Annotated in this window: 14 protein-coding genes; 10 read left to right on the forward strand and 4 right to left on the reverse strand. The window is 65.5% G+C overall.

Features of this window, described 5'->3' with window-relative positions:
* Positions 1 to 143: 143 nt before the first annotated feature.
* Complete coding sequence (locus A3AS_RS0141755) at positions 144 to 497, reverse strand: DUF1236 domain-containing protein (protein ID WP_026202918.1); 354 nt, start codon at positions 495 to 497, stop codon at positions 144 to 146.
* A gap of 231 nt (positions 498 to 728) precedes the next feature.
* On the opposite strand from A3AS_RS0141755, the gene A3AS_RS46355 reads away from it, so the two are divergent.
* The 3 genes from A3AS_RS46355 (at position 729) to A3AS_RS0141770 (ending at position 5835) form a co-directional block, all read left to right on the forward strand.
* Positions 729 to 884, forward strand: a complete 156-nt coding sequence (locus tag A3AS_RS46355) for a DUF3096 domain-containing protein (protein WP_008562090.1) — start codon at positions 729 to 731, stop codon at positions 882 to 884.
* Positions 885 to 980: 96 nt separating this feature from the next.
* A complete protein-coding gene (gene ppdK / locus A3AS_RS0141765) occupies positions 981 to 3932 on the forward strand; it encodes a pyruvate, phosphate dikinase (RefSeq protein WP_026202919.1) in 2952 nt (983 codons plus the stop codon).
* A gap of 454 nt (positions 3933 to 4386) precedes the next feature.
* The gene (locus A3AS_RS0141770) at positions 4387 to 5835 is read left to right on the forward strand and encodes a cell wall hydrolase (protein ID WP_026202920.1); all 1449 of its coding nucleotides are present in this window, start codon (positions 4387 to 4389) and stop codon (positions 5833 to 5835) included.
* A gap of 178 nt (positions 5836 to 6013) precedes the next feature.
* Here A3AS_RS0141770 and nadC read toward each other — a convergent pair whose 3' ends face one another.
* From nadC to nadA, 3 genes are all read right to left on the reverse strand, one after another.
* Positions 6014 to 6892, reverse strand: a complete 879-nt coding sequence (gene nadC, locus A3AS_RS0141775) for a carboxylating nicotinate-nucleotide diphosphorylase (protein ID WP_018323361.1) — start codon at positions 6890 to 6892, stop codon at positions 6014 to 6016.
* Between the two features lie 11 nt (positions 6893 to 6903).
* Positions 6904 to 8502: an L-aspartate oxidase gene (locus A3AS_RS0141780; RefSeq protein ID WP_018323362.1), complete on the reverse strand. Its 1599-nt coding sequence runs from the start codon at positions 8500 to 8502 to the stop codon at positions 6904 to 6906.
* A 207-nt stretch (positions 8503 to 8709) separates the two neighbouring features.
* Positions 8710 to 9816 carry a quinolinate synthase NadA gene (gene nadA, locus A3AS_RS0141785; RefSeq protein WP_018323363.1) on the reverse strand — a complete coding sequence of 369 codons (1107 nt, stop codon included), beginning with the start codon at positions 9814 to 9816 and terminating at the stop codon, positions 8710 to 8712.
* Positions 9817 to 10157: 341 nt separating this feature from the next.
* On the opposite strand from nadA, the gene A3AS_RS0141790 reads away from it, so the two are divergent.
* From A3AS_RS0141790 to A3AS_RS0141820, 7 genes are all read left to right on the forward strand, one after another.
* On the forward strand, positions 10158 to 11411 hold the full coding sequence (locus tag A3AS_RS0141790) for an MFS transporter (RefSeq protein WP_018323364.1): 1254 nt from the start codon (positions 10158 to 10160) through the stop codon (positions 11409 to 11411).
* 41 nt (positions 11412 to 11452) lie between these two features.
* Positions 11453 to 12439, forward strand: coding sequence for an MDR family oxidoreductase (locus A3AS_RS0141795; protein WP_018323365.1), 987 nt, complete (start codon positions 11453 to 11455; stop codon positions 12437 to 12439).
* A 113-nt stretch (positions 12440 to 12552) separates the two neighbouring features.
* Complete coding sequence (locus A3AS_RS0141800) at positions 12553 to 13140, forward strand: hypothetical protein (protein WP_018323366.1); 588 nt, start codon at positions 12553 to 12555, stop codon at positions 13138 to 13140.
* Between the two features lie 164 nt (positions 13141 to 13304).
* Entirely contained in the window at positions 13305 to 13559 is a 255-nt protein-coding gene (locus tag A3AS_RS0141805) for a hypothetical protein (RefSeq protein WP_018323367.1), read from the forward strand.
* A gap of 176 nt (positions 13560 to 13735) precedes the next feature.
* On the forward strand, positions 13736 to 15472 hold the full coding sequence (locus A3AS_RS0141810) for a methyl-accepting chemotaxis protein (RefSeq protein WP_018323368.1): 1737 nt from the start codon (positions 13736 to 13738) through the stop codon (positions 15470 to 15472).
* A 196-nt stretch (positions 15473 to 15668) separates the two neighbouring features.
* A complete protein-coding gene (locus A3AS_RS0141815; protein ID WP_018323369.1) occupies positions 15669 to 17639 on the forward strand; it encodes a methyl-accepting chemotaxis protein in 1971 nt (656 codons plus the stop codon).
* Positions 17640 to 17918: 279 nt separating this feature from the next.
* Positions 17919 to 19607 carry a methyl-accepting chemotaxis protein gene (locus A3AS_RS0141820; protein ID WP_018323370.1) on the forward strand — a complete coding sequence of 563 codons (1689 nt, stop codon included), beginning with the start codon at positions 17919 to 17921 and terminating at the stop codon, positions 19605 to 19607.
* The last annotated feature ends 1 nt before the right edge of the window (position 19608 follow it).

The raw sequence follows: 19608 nt of genomic DNA on the forward strand, positions 1-19608 counted from the left end.
TTCGGTCCTCCGGACCGCCCCAGAGAAGAAAAAGCCCCGCCCGGCGGGGGGAAGACCGGGCGGGGCCTGATGTCCGATTTAACACTGCTCGCGCCAGCCTGATGTGACGCGCCGGACATCTAGTCGATGTCAGCCAGTCGATGTCAGTCCAGCACCTCGACGATGCGGCGCGAGCGCGGCTCGACCAGCACGGTTTCGCCGTTCACGACGGTGTAGCGATAGGTGGTGGCACCGAAGCGTTGCGGCACGTCATAATAAGTGACGCCGCTTTCGGGTAGGGTGGCGCCGACCACGATGCGATCCGGAATGCGGAAGGCTGGCACACGTTGCTCGACGACATAGTCGCGGAAGGCGGGCCGCTGGTCGGCCGCAATGGTCGGAGCGCTGTCGACCACGGCGGGCGCGCGTCCGATGGTGACACCGCTTTGCGCCTGCGCCGCAACGGGCGAGCCGATCGCGGCCGCGAGCGCTGCAAGAGCGAGAATCCTGTTCCGCATGGACAACTCCTTCGACGTGATTTTATTTTCGGGCGCGTCATTGGCGCGACCGGTTGGCCAATGCATGCACCCTTCGCAATGTTCCGGGAAAAGGCCTGCCGCATTCGCGGCAATTTCAGGCAGTTTTCGTGGGTGCCGGAACTCGCATCGCGTCTTGCGCGTCTCTACTCGCGGAACCGGGAGGGCTATGATCCGCCCGCGATTCGCCCCACCTCCACAGAAAGATAGTTCATGCACATCACCGTCGCCCACATTTCGCCGATCCTGTCGTTGATTGCGGGCGTGCTCATCCTGATCATGCCGCGACTCCTCAACCTGATCGTCGCGATCTTCCTCATTGTGAACGGTGCGATCGGGCTCGGGCTCCTGAAATGGCTCCGCTTCTAGGCGTTCATTTTCCGGAACTGTCCGACTTGCGCGGGCCCGCCCAAAATGGTGTAAGGCCCGCGAATTCCCATTCCTCTCGCAGGTTGTGTGCAAGCTATGGCCAAAGCCGCCTCGAAGCCCAATAAAACTCCAGCGAAATCAAAGTCTTCCGCCAAGGCGAAAGCCGCGCCGGCAGCCCGCAAGACGCTTGCCAAGAGCGCGCCCAAGCCGGTCGCCAAAGCTGCCGCAAAGCCGGTCGCCAAAACGGCCGCAAAGGCTGCTGTCAAGCCGGCGGCGAAGGCTGTGACCAAGGCGGCTCTGCCGAAGGTCGCCGCGAAGCCTGCACCGAAGAAGACTGTACCGGCCAAGGCCGCGCCAGCCGCGGGCAAGGCCGGCAAATGGGTGTACACGTTCGGTGACGGCAAGGCCGAAGGCCGCACGGAGATGCGCGACCTGCTCGGCGGCAAGGGCGCGAACCTTGCCGAGATGGCCAATCTCGGCCTGCCGGTGCCTCCGGGCTTCACCATCCCGACCTCGGTCTGCACCTACTTCTACGCGCACGACAAATCCTATCCGAAGGAGTTGCAGTCGCAGGTTGAGAAGGCGCTCGACTATGTCGGCAAGTTGACCGGCAAGGTCTTCGGCGATGCCAAGAACCCGCTGCTCGTCTCCGTGCGCTCCGGCGCGCGCGCCTCGATGCCGGGCATGATGGACACAGTGCTCAACCTCGGCCTCAACGACCAGACCGTGGAAGCGCTGTCGGAATTGTCGGGCGACCGCCGCTTCGCCTATGACAGCTATCGTCGCTTCATCACCATGTATTCGGACGTGGTGCTCGGCTTCGAGCACCATCACTTCGAGGAAATCCTCGACACCTTCAAGGACGGCCAGGGCTATACGCTCGACACCGACCTCGCCGCCGAGGATTGGGTCGAGCTGGTCGGCAAGTACAAGGACGCCGTCGCACGCGAGACCGGCAAGGACTTCCCGCAAGACCCGCACGATCAGCTCTGGGGCGCGATCGGCGCCGTGTTCTCATCCTGGATGAACGCGCGCGCGGTGACCTACCGCAAGCTGCACGACATTCCGGAATCCTGGGGCACCGCGGTCAACGTGCAGGCCATGGTGTTCGGCAACATGGGCGAGACCTCGGCGACCGGCGTTGCGTTCACCCGCAACCCCTCGACCGGCGAGAGCAAGCTCTACGGCGAGTTCCTGATCAACGCGCAAGGTGAGGACGTGGTGGCGGGCATCCGCACGCCGCAGGACATCACCGAGGAGGCGCGCCAGGAATCGGGCTCCGACAAGGCGTCGATGGAAGCGGCGATGCCGGAGGCCTTCAAGGAGCTGACGCGGATCTACACGCAGCTCGAGAAGCACTACCGCGACATGCAGGACATGGAGTTCACCGTCGAGCGCGGCAAGCTCTGGATGCTGCAGACCCGCGGCGGCAAGCGCACCGCCAAGGCAGCGCTGCGCATCGCGGTCGAGCTCGCCAATGAAGGCCTGATCTCGAAGAAGGAAGCGGTGACCCGCATCGATCCGGCTTCGCTCGATCAGCTGCTGCATCCGACCATCGATCCCAACGCCAAGCGCGACGTGATCGCGACCGGCCTGCCGGCATCCCCGGGTGCGGCCTCCGGCGAGATCGTGTTCTCCTCGGACGAAGCGGCCAAGCTTCAGGGCGACGGGCGCAAGGTCATTCTGGTCCGCATCGAGACCAGCCCGGAAGACATCCACGGCATGCACGCCGCCGAAGGCATTTTGACCACGCGCGGCGGCATGACCTCGCACGCGGCGGTGGTCGCGCGCGGCATGGGCAAGCCCTGCGTCTCCGGGTGCGGCACCATCCGCGTCGATTACGGCCGCGGCACCATGAGCATCGGCTCGCGCACCTTCAAGACCGGGGACGTCATCACCATCGATGGTTCGCTCGGCCAGGTGCTGGCCGGCCGCATGCCGATGATCGAGCCGGAGCTGTCTGGCGAGTTCGGCACGCTGATGGCCTGGGCCGACCAGGTCCGCAAGATCGGCGTCCGCGTCAACGGCGACACCCCCGATGACGCGCGCACCGCGATCAAGTTCGGCGCCGAAGGCATCGGCCTGTGCCGCACCGAGCACATGTTCTTCGAGGAGACCCGCATCCGCACGGTGCGCGAGATGATCCTCTCCGAGGACGAGCAGTCCCGCCGCGCGGCGCTGGCAAAATTGCTGCCGATGCAGCGCGCCGACTTCGTCGAGCTGTTCGAGATCATGAAGGGCCTGCCCGTCACGATCCGTCTGCTCGATCCGCCGCTGCACGAGTTCCTGCCGCACACCCACGCCGAGGTCGAGGAAGTGGCACGCGCCATGAATACCGACCCGCGGCGCCTGGCTGACCGCGCGCGCGAGCTCTCGGAGTTCAATCCGATGCTCGGCTTCCGCGGCTGCCGCATCGCGATCGCCTATCCGGAGATCGCCGAGATGCAGGCGCGTGCGATCTTCGAGGCGGCGGTCGAAGCCGAGAAGCGCACCGGCAAGGCCGTCGGCCTCGAGGTGATGGTGCCGCTGATCGCGACCAAGATGGAGCTCGACCTCGTCAAGGCGCGGATCGATGCGACCGCGCAGGCGGTGATGCGCGACACCAACACCAAGCTGACCTATCAGGTCGGCACCATGATCGAGCTGCCGCGCGCCTGTCTGCTCGCGGCCGAGATCGCAGAGTCGGCCGAGTTCTTCTCGTTCGGCACCAACGACCTCACGCAGACCACCTACGGCATCAGCCGCGACGACGCGGCGAGCTTCCTCGGTCCCTATGTCGCAAAGGGCATCCTGTCAGTCGATCCCTTCGTCGCGCTGGACCAGGAAGGCGTCGGCGAGCTCGTCAAGATCGGCGTCGCGCGCGGCCGCAAGACGCGGGCGAAGCTCAAGGTCGGCATCTGCGGCGAGCACGGCGGCGATCCCGCCTCCGTCGCCTTCTGCCACAACATCGGTCTCGACTACGTCTCCTGCTCGCCCTACCGCGTGCCGATCGCCCGTCTCGCAGCGGCGCAAGCCGCACTCGGCAAGGCAATCGCCAGCCAGGCGTAAGCAGAACTAGAATGCTGGAATGAGAGAGGCGGGGCCAAAACCCCGCCTCTTTTTTGTTTTCGCGATGCTCTCGCCAACCCGTCGTTGCGAGCGCTGCGAAGCAACCCAAAAATTCTCCACGGCGGCAGCCTGGAAGCTTCGTCGCAAGAGCTCCTCGCAATGACGAGGTGGAAGCTCGGACAACTAGGAACCACGCGCGCGTCCCGTAATGATACGCGCCAGCAAGAGTTCCTTCACCATTCGCGTTGACCTCTTGTTTACCGCTTCGCGTGACGACGCATTTACCACCGTGCGCGATCACCCCGTGAAAACACCTGCGATCGCTTGAGTGTGCTGTACGCGCAACGCCGATTAACGCCCCGGCAACCTAAATTGGATACTTACGATAAAGATCGAATTGCACGGATGTACTGCGTTTCGATTTTTCTGGCGTAAGCGTAGCGTGAGCGTATCGATGTCTGTGTTGCGTAACCATCCGAAGGGCGCGCGGTTCGCGTCCTTCGGCATCGGTCTCTGCATCTTCGCATTGATGCCGAGAGAGACCGGCTATCAGGATATTGCCTCTCTGCTGGCGCGCCAACCCGGCGTCGCCGAGCGTTGGCAGAAGCAGGTGTTCTCCGCGGCGTCCTCGATCCAGCTCGCCACCTACAGCTTTTCCCGCCCCATCGGCACCTCGGTTCCGCAGAGCGCGATGGTTCGCCTGGCGAGCCTCGATGGCCGCGACGTCACCGGCGCGATCGGCCGCAATCCGGCGCTGCAGGCTGCGCCGCGCTACCAGGCTTCCGACTTTCCCAAGGTCGATCGCTCCATGAAGGGTGATCGCCTCGCAACCGTGACCCCGACCGAGACCCCCGAAGCGCCCGCTGCGGCGCCGGCGCAGCAAGATCCCGCGACGTCCAACAGCTCGGTGTTCGGCGCCAAGACTGCCGCGCTGCCGCAGGCGATGTCGCCGGAATCCGCGGCCGCGCTCGATCCCGAGCTGCAGGAGGCGCTCCGCGCGCCACCGCTGCCGCAATATACTAATGCCCCGCGGGCCAGCGACGCCGCGCGCGCTTTCGCGGTGCAGCCGCTCGAGGCGCTGAAGCGGACCACTGCGCCGACGACGCCGGTGCGGGATCCCTTCAGCGTCAAGACCTCCAATCTCTTCTTTGGCAGTTCCTCGCTCGGCGGCAATCTCGAAAGCATCGAGAGCTGGCAACCCGGCGCCGAGCCGCTGATCGTGATGCCCGATCCCGACATGAAGGTGACGGCCTCGCTATCGCCGCCCACAGTGGACATCGCCAAGGATATCGAGAGCGGCGAGAGCGTCGCGCCGAAAGGCGAGGTCAACGCCGACAACCAGCGCGCCAGATCGCCGGCGGAGCGTCTCGCGCTCGACGACAAGTCGCGGGCAAAATCCGAGAAGTGCCTTGCGGAAGCGGTCTATTTCGAGTCGCGCGGCGAGGCCGTTCGCGGCCAGATGGCCGTCGCGCAAGTCGTGATGAACCGCGTGTTCTCCGGCAAATATCCCGACACCGTGTGCGGAGCAGTCTATCAGAACAAGCACCGCCATCTCGCCTGCCAATTCACCTTCGCCTGCGACAACAATGCCGACGTGATCCGCGAGCCCGAGATGTGGGAGCGCGCCAAGAAGATCGCGAAGGCGATGCTCGACGGCCAGATCTGGCTGCCCGAGGTGGGCAAGTCCACGCACTATCATGCCTACTGGGTGCGCCCGTCCTGGGTCGCCGAGATGAAGAAGATGTACAAGACCGGCGTCCACACCTTCTATCGCCCGCGCGCCTGGGGTGACGGCAGCGAGGAACCGAGTTGGGGCACGCCAGCCCAGACCGCCGCGCTGTCGGCCGAGCTCGCGCAGGAAGCGAAGAGTTCTGCGGAAATGGGTGCGAGCGAGCGGCGCTGAGGCAATCAATCGTCGCGGCAGTGAAGGTGCGCTCCCTCTCCCGCTCGCGGGGGAGGGTCGGGGAGGGGTGTTTCCACAGGCGAGAACCCCAGTGTGGAGAGAGCCCCCACCCGGCGCTTCGCGCCGCCCCCCCGCAAGCGGGAGAGGTGCAGCCAACCCCGGGCTCAGAGCGGTGATCTCACATCTCAATATCCAGCGCGCAATCAAAGTTCGGCGCTGAATGCGTCAGAGCGCCTGCCGAAGCGTAGTCGACACCGGTCGCCGCGATGCTCGCGATCGAGTCCAGCGTGACGCCACCGGACGCTTCCAGCTTGAGACGACCCTCGTTGATCCGCACGGCCTCGCGCAGCGTCGCAAGGTCCATGTTGTCGAGCAGCACGGCGTCGGCCATCCCGGTATCGAGCACCTCGCGCAATTGCGCCAGCGTATCGACCTCGATCTCGATCTTGACGAGATGGCCGGCGTGGGCGCGGGCGCGCTCCAGCACCGCACCGATGCCGCCGGCGACCGCGATGTGGTTGTCCTTGATCAGGATCGCATCGTCGAGGCCGAAGCGGTGGTTGAAGCCGCCGCCGCAGCGCACCGCGTACTTCTCCAGCGCGCGCAGCCCCGGCGTGGTCTTGCGCGTGCAGCAGATGCGCATTTTCGTGCCTTCGGTGCGGGCGACATAGTCGGCCGTGAGCGTCGCGACGCCCGACAGGCGGCCGACGAAATTCAGCGCGGTCCGCTCCGCCGTAAGAATGGCACGCGCCGGCCCCGAGATCGTCAGCACCTGCTGTCCGCGGACAACGCGTGCGGCGTCACGGACGTGCGCGCGCACGTCGATGTCGGGCGAGAGCTTCTGCAACGTCGCCAGCGCCAGCGGCAGGCCTGCGATCACGCCCGACTGGCGCGCGACCAGAATGGCTTGCGCCCTGGTCGCTTCCGGGATCGTCGTCAGCGAGGTGATGTCGCCGGCGCGGCCGAGGTCCTCGTCGAGCGCGCGCTGCACCGCTTCGCCGATCGCAAGCGGCGAGAGGAAGGCGTCGGCATAGAGCAGGGAGGTGGGGGTAATCATGGAAAACTCCGTCAGGCGATCATGGGTTGGGCGACGCGCGGCAGGGATCTCAAGCTTTCCGCGATCTCGCGCACCGCGGCGAGGGTCGTCATCGTTCGCCGCGCCTGCGCAGGGACGTCAGCGGGATGGTCGGAGCGGAAATGCGCGCCGCGGCTCTCGCGCCGGCTCCACGCCGAGGCGGCAACGAGCAGGGCCGAAATCGCCACGTTGCGGAGCGCGATGCTGGTTGCCTCGCGTTCGAGCGCGGCGAAGTGGTGCACGGCCTCGGTGAGGCCGTCGCCCTCGCGGATCACGCCGACATGGGCGCTCATCATCGCGCGCAGCCGCTTCCCGGCCAGAGCATCCGGCGTGCCGCCGCGCGGTGTCACCAATGCGTCGGGGAGGCGGGCGGGCGCGGGGATCGAGCGGCCGGCGATGTCGTCGGCGATGCGCGCGGCGTAGACCACCGCCTCCAGCAGCGAGTTCGAGGCGAGCCGGTTGGCGCCGTGCGCGCCGGTCGACGACACCTCGCCGCCGGCCCAGAGTCCGTCGATCGAGCTGCGGCCGCGCGCATCCACGGCGATGCCGCCCATGTGGTAGTGCGCGGCGGGCGCAATCGGGATGGCTTGCGTGGCCGGATCGATACCGGCGGCAATGCAGCTCGCATGCACGGTTGGAAATTTGTCAGCGAAGCGCGCGCCCAGCGCCTGCCGCGCATCGAGGAAGGCGCCGCGACCGGCCGCGATCTCGGCGAATACGCCGCGGGCCACGATGTCGCGCGGCGCCAGCTCCGCGAGCGGGTGACGCGCCGCCATGAAGCGCTCGCCATTGCCGTTGATCAGCGTCGCCCCTTCACCACGCAGTGCTTCGGTCGCGAGTGGTGCGGGATCGCGGCCGACCATGATGGCGGTCGGGTGGAACTGCACGAATTCCGGATCGGCGATCACGGCACCGGCACGCGCGGCGATGGCGAGGCCGGAGCCGCGGGCTTCCATTGGATTGGTCGTGACGGCGTAGAGATGTCCGATGCCGCCTGTGGCAAGCACTACCGCGCGCGCAGCGAGCAGGAACGGTCGAGCCGTGGGATTGCCGGCTTCGCGCAGTTGAAGGCCGGCGACGGCACCGTTCTCGGCCAAGAGGGCTTCGGCGACGAGCCCTTCGATGACACGGATCGACGGCGTGCGGCGCACCGCGTCGCTCAAGGCCGCGATGATCGCGGCACCGGCACCGTCGCCTCGCACATGCACGATGCGCCGGGCCGAATGTGCCGCTTCGCGTCCCACGGCGAGCCTGCCTTCGAGATCGCGATCGAAGGGGACGCCATAGGTCAGGAGATCGTGGATGCGCGGCGCGGCCTCGCGCGCGATCCCAAGTGCAACCGCCTCGTCGACGAGGCCGCCGCCGACCGCGATGGTGTCGGCGGCGTGGGCTTCGGGCGTGTCACCCTCGGCCACCGCCGCGGCGATGCCGCCTTGCGCCCATGCGGATGATGCGCCCTGTCCGAGCGGCGCGGCCGAGATCAACGTCACCGGCCGCGTCGCGAGCTTCAGCGCGCAGAACAGTCCGGCAAGGCCGCCGCCGACGATGACGATATCGTCGGTGCGGGTGAGGTTGTGGATGTTGTTGGTCATTGTTCTCTCCATTCACTCTGCCGTCGTCCCTGCGAACGCAGGGACCCATACGCCGCGGCGGAAGTTGTTGTGCGAAGCTGCGCGTTGCCTTTCTTCGCCAAACATCTTCCTGTGGTCAGCGCGACGAGCGCGAGCGCTCGCGCGGGGATCCCGGATCTGCGCTACGCTTGTCCGGGACGACAGCTGTGTGTGACGCTGCATGTGTTGTTAATTCTTCAGATTGATCATCCGCTCGACCGAGCGCCTTGCGCGATCCGCTAGCGCGGGATCGATCGTCACCTCTTCGCGGAGCGTCAGCAGGCTGTCCAAAATGTTGGCGAGCGTGATGCGCTTCATGTGCGGGCAGAGATTGCAGGGGCGCAGCATCTCGACGTCAGGCAGCTCGGCGCGCACATTGTCGGCCATCGAGCATTCCGTGATCATCACCAGCCGCCGTGGCCGCTTTTCGCGCACCCAGTTGATCATGTGCGCGGTCGAGCCGGTGAAGTCGGCCTCTGCCAGCACGTCCGGCGGACATTCGGGATGTGCGATGATCTGCACGGACGGATCGGCCTCGCGAAAGGCGCGCAGCTCTTCGCCCTTGAAGCGCTCGTGCACCTCGCAGGCGCCTTTCCAGGCGATGATCTTCACGTCGGTCTTCGAGGCCACGTAAGTGGCGAGATAGCGATCGGGCAGGAAGATCACGCTTGGCGCGTTCAGGCTCTCGACCACCTGCACCGCGTTCGAGGAGGTGCAGCAGATGTCGACCTCGGCTTTCACCTCCGCCGAGGTGTTGACGTAGGCGACGACAGGCACGCCCGGAAATTTTTCGCGGAGCAGGCGCACGTCGGCGCCGGTGATGCTGGCGGCCAGCGAGCAGCCGGCGCGCGAATCCGAGATCAGCACCGTCTTGTCCGGGTTGAGCAGTTTTGAGGTCTCCGCCATGAAGTGCACGCCGCACTGGACGATGACATTGGCCTCCGCCTTGGTGGCCTCGACCGCGAGCTGCAGCGAGTCGCCGCCGATGTCGGCGACGCAGTGGAAGATCTCCGGCGCCTGGTAGTTGTGGGCGAGGATCACCGCGCCCCGCGCTTTCTTCAGGTCGTTGATCGCCTTGATCGTCGGCGCCATCAGCGGCCACTCGACCGGGGGGATGACGTGCTTCACGCGCTCATAGAGCGGGGCGGTGGCGCGTTCGACCTCCGCCGTCCATCCCAGCGAAGGCGTCGGCAGCGCGCGCGCTGTGGGAGCCGGTGCGGGGCGGGGAGAGGAGGCGAGATGGCCCTGCGGCCGGTTGGCAAAATCGTCTGGACCGTAGATTTCAGTGATCGGCATTAAAGCCTCCCTCGCATGTCATTTATACTCAATATGAGTATATGTAGGGCCTGAGTAATCCGGCCGAGGGGCCGGAGCGGGTTTCATCGATCCTCATATATGCTCAATATGAGTAAATCAGAAATAGCACGCTCTGCCGAGGACGGCTAGGTCCTGCCGCACACAATCTCGTCAGGTCGTCGTCCGACGCGTCTGGCGAGGCCAGATTGAAACGCAATGCTCCCGCGGCAGCCCCTCGTGGAATGCAACCGTTTTTGATTTGGGATTTTCATGCAAATGCATTAAATGACGCATTCGCGGCCGCCTCTTTGCGAATCCGCCAATGACAGACGGGGAATACCATGTCGACATCAGTGGGCGAACTCGCTCCGGCCTCACGTTCCTCCAGCTGGCGTACCCCCGCCGTCATCATTTTGTGCGGCTGCGCGATCGGCATGCTCGGCTTTGGCCCGCGCTCGGCGCTCGGCTTCTTCGTGCAGCCGATGAGCCATGAATTCTCCTGGGGCCGCGACGTGTTTGGCCTCGCCATCGCCTTTCAGAATTTGCTGTGGGGACTGGGTCAGCCCATCGCCGGCGCGGTCGCCGATCGCTTCGGCCTGTTCCGAGTGATGTGCGTCGGCGCGCTGCTCTATGCCGGCGGCCTCCTGCTGATGCGCTATTCCTCGACGCCGCTGTCGCTCAACATCGGCGCCGGCGTCATGGTCGGCTTCGGACTCGCCGGCTGCTCGTTCAATCTGGTGCTGTCGGCATTCACCAAGCTGCTGCCGGCCGAAAAGCGCGGCCTCGCGCTCGGTGCCGGCACGGCCGCGGGATCATTCGGGCAGTTCCTGTTCGCACCGATCGGCGTCGCGCTGATCGACAATTTCGGCTGGCAGCAGGCACTCTCCGTGTTCGGCTTCCTGATGCTGCTGATCATCCCGCTGTCACTGGCACTCTCGACGCCGCCGGCTGCAACTACGGCCAGTGCGACGCCGGCGGATGAGCAGACCATCACCAGGGCGCTCGCCGAAGCCTTCGGTCACCGCTCCTATGTGCTGCTGGTGCTCGGCTTCTTCACCTGCGGATTCCAGCTCGCCTTCATCACCGTGCATCTGCCGGCCTTCCTGGTCGATCGCGGCATCTCGACGCAAACCGGAGGCTGGGTGATCGCGGCGATCGGCCTGTTCAACATCATCGGCTCGCTCAGCGTCGGCTATCTTCAGAACTCGCTGCCCAAGCGCTACATCCTCTCGGCCATCTACTTCACGCGTGCGCTCGCAACCCTCGCCTTCATTTCGTTCCCGATCACGCCGTTCTCGGCGATCGCGTTCGGTGCGGTCTCCGGCCTGACCTGGCTGTCCACGGTGCCCCCGACCTCGGCGCTGGTGGCGCTGATGTTCGGCACGCGCTGGCTTGCGACGCTGTACGGCTTTGCCTTCGTCAGCCATCAGGTCGGCGGCTTCCTCGGCGTCTTGTTAGGGGGCATCGTCTTCGAACGCTTCGGTTCCTATACGCCGATCTGGTGGCTCTCGATCCTGTTCGGCGTGCTTTCCGCGCTGATCAATCTTCCGATCGTGGAGAAACCTGTCGTTCGGGCGGTTGCGCAGCCTGCCTGATCGGCTAAACATCCCGGTCAAACCAGTCAGGGAGTTCAGCTGTGGCCACATTCAAGGCGATCCGGATCGACAAGGCGGACAAGGGCACCACTGCCGCGCTGACGCAGTTCGATGAAGCCGAGCTGATGGACGGCGACGTCACCGTCCGCGTGGAATGGTCGACGCTGAACTACAAGGACGGCCTCGCGCTCACCGGCAAGGCGCCGGTGGTGCGCCGCTTCCCGATGATCGCCGGCATCGACTTCGCCGGCACGGTCGAGCAATCCTCGCATCCGCAATGGAAAGCGGGCGACAAGGTCGTCTGCACCGGCTGGGGCATGGGCGAGACCCATCTCGGCGCCTATGCCGAGATGGCACGGGTGAAGGGCGACTGGCTGGTCGCCTTGCCGCAAGGCCTGTCGGCACGCGATGCCATGGCAATCGGCACCGCCGGCTTCACTGCGATGCTCTCGGTGCTGGCACTGGAGAAGCACGGTCTCTCGCCGAAGAGCGGCCCTGTGGTGGTGACGGGTGCTGCCGGTGGCGTCGGCTCGGTCGCCACCGCCGTGCTCTCCAAGCTCGGCTACCACGTCATCGCCTCGACCGGCCGCGCCTCGGAGGCCGACTATCTGAAGCATCTCGGAGCAGCCGAAATCATCGACCGCAACGAATTGTCGGCGCCGGCTAAGCCGATCGCAAAGGAGCGCTGGGCGGGTGGCGTCGACAGCGTCGGCTCGACCACGCTGGCGAATCTGCTCTCGATGACGAAATACGGCGGGGCCATCGCGGCCTGCGGCCTGGCCGCCGGCATGGACCTGCCGTCATCCGTCGCGCCTTTCATTTTGCGCGGGGTGTGCCTTCTCGGCATCGATTCCGTGATGTGCCCGATCGAGCCGCGGAAAGCCGCCTGGCAGCGCCTGGCGTCAGATCTGGACCGAACGAAACTGTCTGAAATCACTCACGAAATTCCTCTTGATCAGGTTTCGGAGTGGGGCGCAAAAATCCTGGCCGGCCAAGTCCGCGGCCGCATCGTGGTAAAAATTGTCTAACGGCGTTCAGACTTTACCAACCAAGCTGCTTCAATGTCGCCATGGTTAGTATGGTAAGCAGCGGGTAAAGAGATAAGGCATCGCCCGCCGCGGGGGTTAGTTCGGAGTTGAGCATGCTTGCGCGTATTGTGTTGGGGGCTGTCACGGCGGCAGCAACGTTTGCGCCGGCCCTTGCCGGAAGCATGAACGCCGACGAGGCGCGTCGCTTCGTGGCAGGCAAAGTGTTTGCCTTCACCTGTTTCGACGGCACCCGCGGCGCGGGCCGCATCCTGGACGATCTCGGCGCCGCCGGTGCGGTGCAGTTCTCCGGCGCGGGCCCGGTCAAGCATCTCCGCCTGCCCGGCAATACGCTCCAGATCCGTGGCCAGAATGTCTGCGCCTCGATCAAGGGCATTCCATTCGAGCCTTGTTTCAACCTGGAAAAGACCGACGATCGCAGCTTCCGCGGCTCGGTGTCGGGGATGGGCTTCGCCTATTGCGACTTCCATCACCAGGGCGGCAACCAGATGCTGATGGCGCGCGCTGCGGCGCGCCCGCGCTCGCTGCACAGGACAGAGCACACCGGTTCCGTCGGCGCGTCCAACACCGAAGTTGCCGCGCGCGTCGAGACGCCGCGTGTCGAGAGCAGCCGGCTCGAGCCGGTGAAGTCGGAGCCCGCCAGGAACGAGGGCCCGCTGGAGCTGCGCCGTTCCACCCAGTGAGTCGGCTGCACGGGATAGCCCGCGCACTTTGTCGTTGAAGACGTTCATCGAACGCCAAGCCGCCGCGCCGTAGTCATACGGACGGCGGCTTTCATGCGTTGGTAGCTGTTCGCGCGCCAGTTTGCGGACGGCCGGGGGGCGCGGCCCGATAAAAGGGTTCAACGATGTCGCTGTACTTTTTCCGCATCAGCACCGGTCGCTATTCCGGCGCCGCCGACCAGCCGTACGAGTTCGACGATCGCACAGCCGCCTGGACCGAGATGACCGAGGTCTGCGCCAATCTGCTCGGCGGCATCGCGCGCAGCCTGAAGCCGAACGCCGAATGGTGCATGGAGCTGCTCGACGAGGACAAGAAGCCGGTCTTCCGCATCAGTCTCGTCGGTGAGAGCGTAACGGGTCCTATCACTGCGTGTGATTAACCTGTTAAGCGCGCATACCGTGCTGAAATTCAAGGGGTTTTCCTATCGATCCCGTATTTGCCGGGAGGCCGCGTTAACCAAATTGGAATGGTGAACGCATACTTTTTGGACAAGGGCGATCAACGCCGAGGGCGGCTGGCAATGACTCGGCCGCGCATTCCCTAGGGAAGCAGCCCATGTTGAGCCTCGTTCAGAATTTGCGGATTGGGACCAAGCTGGCGATCTCATCGGCGGTCGGCATCCTCCTGGTCCTCGCGATGATAGCAGGTCAGGTGATCGGAAACGGCAACGTGCGCCGGTCCAGCCAGACGGCGTCCGAGCAGCAGGAGCTCGCACGCGAGGCAGTCGAATCCAAGCTCGCGGCGCGCGCCATGCAGCTCGCCGCACGCGACATCCGCCTCGCCAATAATTCAGATGAACTGCAGAAGGCGCGCGACGCGCTGGTCGAACGCGCCGGTCATTTGGTGAAGCTTGCCGACGCAATGCTCACGCTCTCGCACGTGCCGGAAAACCGCGCGAGGATAGAGAAGCTCAAGGTCCTCACGGCGAACTACCTCAAGGGAGCTCAGCAGCTCGCATCCGTGCGCGGTGCCGCCGTGGCTCTCACGGGCGAGGATGCCGCTACTCGCCTCGCCAAGCTCGTCGATGAGGGGACGCGTCTCGCCCGCGAGGTCACGTTGCCGATCGCAGGCGAGATAGACCAGGCTGCCAATCAGATTGCCGACGTCGCCAGGCACAGAAGCGAAGAGGAGATTGCGGCCTCCGCGCGGGAGATGGCGTCCAGCGAGCATATCGCAATGGTCGTCGGCGCTTTCACGGCGCTCGTCCTCCTCGGCTCCTGGCTCACGTCGTTCCTGACCATCGCACGGCCGATCCGCGCGCTCACGGTGGCCATGGACAAGCTCGCCGGCGGCGACTTTTCCGTGGTGCTGCCCGGTCTCGGCCGCAAGGACGAGGTCGGCGGTGTCGCGGCGGCTGTCGAGAAGTTCAAGATCGTGTCCGAACAGAAGGCACGCGAGGAGGCCGAGGCCAAGATCAGGCAGGATCAGGCTGCAGCCGCGCAACGCAAGGCCGAGATGTCCAGGCTGGCCGATGGCTTCGAGGCGGCGATCGGCGAGATCGTCGATACCGTGTCATCGGCCGCGACTGAACTGGAAGCGTCTGCGTCGACGCTCACGTCGACTGCGGCGCGCGGACAGGAGCTCACCACCATGGTTGCTGCCGCCTCCGAAGAGGCGTCCGCCAACGTGCAGTCGGTGGCGTCGGCGACCGAGGAGCTGTCGTCGTCGATCACGGAGATCAGCCGCCAGGTGCAGGAATCTGCGCGCGTCGCCACCGAAGCGGTCAGCCAGGCTCGCACCACGACCGACCGCGTCGGCGAATTGTCGAAGGCGGCGGCGCGGATCGGCGACGTGGTTGAATTGATCAACACCATCGCCGGCCAGACCAATCTCCTGGCGCTCAATGCGACCATCGAGGCCGCGCGCGCCGGCGAGGCGGGCCGCGGCTTTGCCGTCGTCGCCTCCGAGGTCAAGGCGCTCGCCGAGCAGACTGCGAAGGCGACCGGCGAGATCGGCCAGCAGATCGCCAGCATCCAGACCGCGACCGAGCATTCGGTCGGCGCCATCAGGGACATCAGCAACACCATCGAGAAGCTGTCGGAGATTTCCTCGACCATCGCGGCTGCCGTCGAAGAGCAGGGCGCGGCGACGCAGGAGATCTCCCGCAACGTGCAGCAAGCGGCAGAAGGCACTCACCAGGTCTCCTCCAACATCACCGACGTGCAGCACGGCGCGAGCGAAACCGGCTCGGCATCCTCGCAGGTACTGGCGGCGGCGCAATCGCTGTCCGGCGACAGCAACCGCCTCAAGCTCGAGGTCGGCAAGTTTCTCGGCACCGTGCGCGCCGCCTGAACCGCGACATTCCTCGGCAGATCTGCTTGCAACCGCCGCGTGACTGCGCGGCGGTTGCGCGCGTTCGCAATTCGACGCCGCGACCCTCGGCGCGCGGGGTTAACTTTCCGGAAAAGCGACGCAGTCATGATTGCCGCAATTTCCCGGATGCTGAGTCGTCCTTCGCGTATTGCGTCTCAATCGTTGGAGCACATTCATGAGTGGCATTTCCATTCGCCTCACTCACAAGGTCATGGCGATCGGACTGTTCGGCCTCATCGGGCTCGTCGCCTTCGGCACGATCTACCAGATTGGCAGCCTCTCCCAGGACACGTCTCGCAACGCCGCCGAAGAGGCGCGCAGGCTGTCCGATCTGAACCAGCGGATCACCCATCAATTGCTCGAAGCGCGCCGGGCCGAGAAGGATTTCCAGCTTCGCCGCGATCAGTCCTATGCGAAGCGTCACGCCGAACTTGCTTCCGACATTGCCCGCAACCTTGATCGCCTCGGCATCGCGGCGCGTGCGGCAGGGTACGCGGCAGTCGGGGAAAAGGCGTCACTGGTCCGCACCGGGTTCGAGAGATATGTGAGCGAATTCGCGGCCGTCGAACGGGCCGAGGTCAAGCTTGGATTGAACGAAACCCTGGGGTTGTCAGGCTCGTTGCGTACGGCGGTGCACGACATCGAGACCAAGCTCAAGGACGTCGACGATCCCAGGCTCACCAGCGGCATGCTGACGATGCGTCGTCACGAGAAAGATTTCATGTTGCGCCGCGACCCGAAATACCTCGACGCCTTGAAGAAGACGGCGACGGAATTCTCCGGGCAAGTCGAGGCTTCGGCGATCCCGCCGGCCGTCAAGGCCGATATCGGCAAGAAGCTCTCCAAATACCAGGACGACTTCGTGGCGTGGGTAGCCGGCGCGCAGGATCTGGCCGCGCACGGCTCGGCGATGTCCAAGGAATTCCGCACCATCGAGCCCGTCCTCGACGAGATCGAAAAGACCGTCAGTCAGCGATATGACGCGGCGAAGGCCTCCGAAGAGTCGATGCGGTCCTCGATCAAGCTGTTGATGTGGGTCGCACTCGGATGCTCCATCCTGCTGGTGGGGAGCGTGTCCTTCTTCACTGGCCGCTCGATCTCGACCGCGCTGATCGCCATGGTGCGGTCGATGACCGGTCTGGCAAACGGTGACACCTCCGTCGTGATCCCCGGCGTCGGCCGCAACGACGAGATCGGCGAGATGGCCGGCGCGGTCGCGGTCTTCAAGACCAACATGGCGGAAGCCGAGCGACTGCGCGCCGAGCAGGCCGAAGCGGACGCGCGTGGGCGAGAGCAGCGCAAGCTCGACATGCAACGGCTCGCCGATACGTTCGAAGGCGCCGTCGGAGAGATCATCGAGACGGTGTCGTCGGCGGCAACCGAGCTCGAAGCGTCGTCGAACACGCTGACCCACGCCGCCGAGCGCGGCAACGGGCTTGCCACCGCCGTAGCGGCGGCCTCGGAGGAGGCGTCCGCCAACGTGCGGTCGGTGTCGTCCGCGAGCGAGGAATTGACCTCCTCGGTCTCCGAGATCAGCCGCCAGGTGCAGGAATCGGCGCGTGTCGCCGACGTCGCCGTCGGGCAGGCCCAGCGCACCAATGCGCGCGTCGCCGAGCTGACCAAGGCCGCTTCCCGCATCGGCGACGTGGTCGAGCTGATCAACACCATCGCCGCGCAGACCAACCTCCTGGCACTCAACGCGACGATCGAAGCGGCGCGGGCGGGCGAAGCCGGCAAGGGTTTTGCGGTGGTCGCGACCGAAGTGAAGGCGCTTGCCGAGCAGACCGCGAAAGCCACCGGCGAGATCGGTCAGCACATCGGTGCGATCCAGACTGCGACAGACGAATCCGTCGGCGCGATCAAGGAGATCGGTGACACCATCGCGAAGATGTCGGAGATCTCGTCGACCATTGCCGCTGCGGTGGAGGAACAGGGCGCCGCCACGCAGGAGATCTCCCGCAACATCCAGCACGCCGCGCAAGGCACTTCCTCAGTGTCGTCGAACATCGCCGACGTCCAGCGCGGCTCCGGCGAGACCGGGGCTGCCTCGGCGCAGGTGCATTCGGCCGCGCAGTCGCTGTCGCAGGAGAGCAACCGGCTCAAGAGCGAGGTCGCGCGCTTTCTGGACTCGGTACGGGCGGCCTGAGGCGGTCGTCCGGTGCATGTGGTGGTGCGTCGTGTTTCGCGTCGCAGCACGAGGTGTCCGTGCAGCAGCACGAGACGGTTGCGGAGAAAATAACGCCCGACGAGACCGACCCGTAGTTTTACGTAGGCTCCTGTTAACGCCTGCTTGCAATTATGGGGCGCAATCTTACGGGATAAGAACCAGCCAGCATTGTTGAACTGACCTTCGCCCGGCCGTCCGTCCTGACGCCTGTGGCGCGGGTGACGTGCGCGCTGCCAGGGTATCATCGGGATTTGTGTGATGTCGAAGTTGTCGATCGTTTTCAAGCTTCTGACCGTGCTGTCGGTCCTCGTTCTGTCGCTCGCCGGTGTCGGCGTGACGGCGATCGGCACCATGCAGAATATCAACGCTCACACGGTCGAGATTGCACAGAGCTGGCTGCCGAGCGTGCGAGCGCTCGGGTCCATGCGCGCCGACATCAACGAGCTGCGCGTCGCGCTCCGTTTGCACCTGATGCAGGACACCGCCGAAGGCAAGGAAGCCGCCGAGAAGCGGCTGGCCGGCTTGCGTGAGCGCATCGAGAAGACGCGCAAGGTCTACGAGCCGCTGATCACGGTCGCCGAAGAGCGCGCGCTCTATGAGCAATGGAGCAAGGCGTGGGGCGAATATCTGAACGGCGTGCAGGAGACGATGGCGCTGTCGCGCAAGAGCGTCGGCCGCTTCCCGACCGACGCCAACGAGATGTTGCAGACCAAGGTCGCCAAGATGGCCCAGGCCGCCGATCCCCTGCTTCAGAAGGGGATCGAGCTCAATAACCAGGGCGCCGAGCTGGAGACCAGGCAGGCGGCCGACAGCTACGCCACCATCTTCCGCGTCCTGGTCGGCATCATCGTGCTGTCGGTCGTGATCGCGATCGGCGCCGCCTATTATCTCGTGCGCGACGTCTCTCGCGGCATCGCCTCGATCATTCGTCCGATGCAGTCGCTCGGCGAAGGAGACCTCTCGGCCGAAGTGCCGCATCGCGGCGTGAAGACCGAGATCGGCTCGATGGCGGATGCGCTCCAGATCTTCAAGGAAGCGCTGGTTGCCAAGAAAGCCGCCGATGAGGCGGCCGCACGCGACGCCGAAGCCAAGATCGAACGTGGTCGCCGCGTCGATGCCATCACGCGCAATTTCGAGGCCATGATCGGCGAGGTCGTCGAGACCGTGTCTTCGGCCTCGACCGAGCTCGAGGCCTCCGCGGCCACGCTGAGCGGCACGGCGCAGCGCGGCCAGCAACTCGCAACCGTCGTTGCGGCAGCGTCCGAGGAGGCTTCCACCAACGTCCAGGCGGTGGCGTCCGCCTCGGAGGAGCTGTCGTCCTCGATCACCGAGATCAGCCGCCGCGTGCAGGATTCGGCGCGGATGGCCGCGGAAGCCGTCGAGCAGGCGGCGCGGACCAACGATCGCGTCAACGCGCTGTCGCAGGCAGCCTCCCGCATCGGCGACGTCGTCGAGCTCATCAACACCATCGCCGGCCAGACCAACCTGCTGGCGCTGAATGCGACCATCGAAGCGGCGCGCGCCGGCGAAGCCGGTCGCGGCTTTGCCGTCGTCGCCTCCGAGGTCAAGGCATTGGCCGAGCAGACCGCGAAAGCGACCGGCGAGATCGGGGCGCAGGTTGCAGGCATTCAGTCTGCAACGCAGGAATCCGTCAGCGCCATCCAGGAGATCGGCGGCACCATCGAGCGATTGTCCGAAGTGTCCTCGGCCATCGCCGCCGCCGTCGAGGAGCAGGGCGCTGCGACGCAGGAGATTTCCCGCAACGTCCAACAGGCCTCGCTCGGCACGCAGGAAGTCTCGTCCAACATCACCGACGTGCAGCGCGGCGCGATCGACACCGGCTCGGCCTCGGGCGAAGTGCTCTCGGCGGCGAAATCGCTGGCGACCGACAGCACCCGCCTGAAGGTCGAGGTCGCGCAGTTCCTGGAATCGGTCCGCGCGGCCTGAT

The sequence above is a fragment of the Bradyrhizobium sp. WSM2793 genome (assembly GCF_000379585.1).
GTDB lineage: Bacteria > Pseudomonadota > Alphaproteobacteria > Rhizobiales > Xanthobacteraceae > Bradyrhizobium.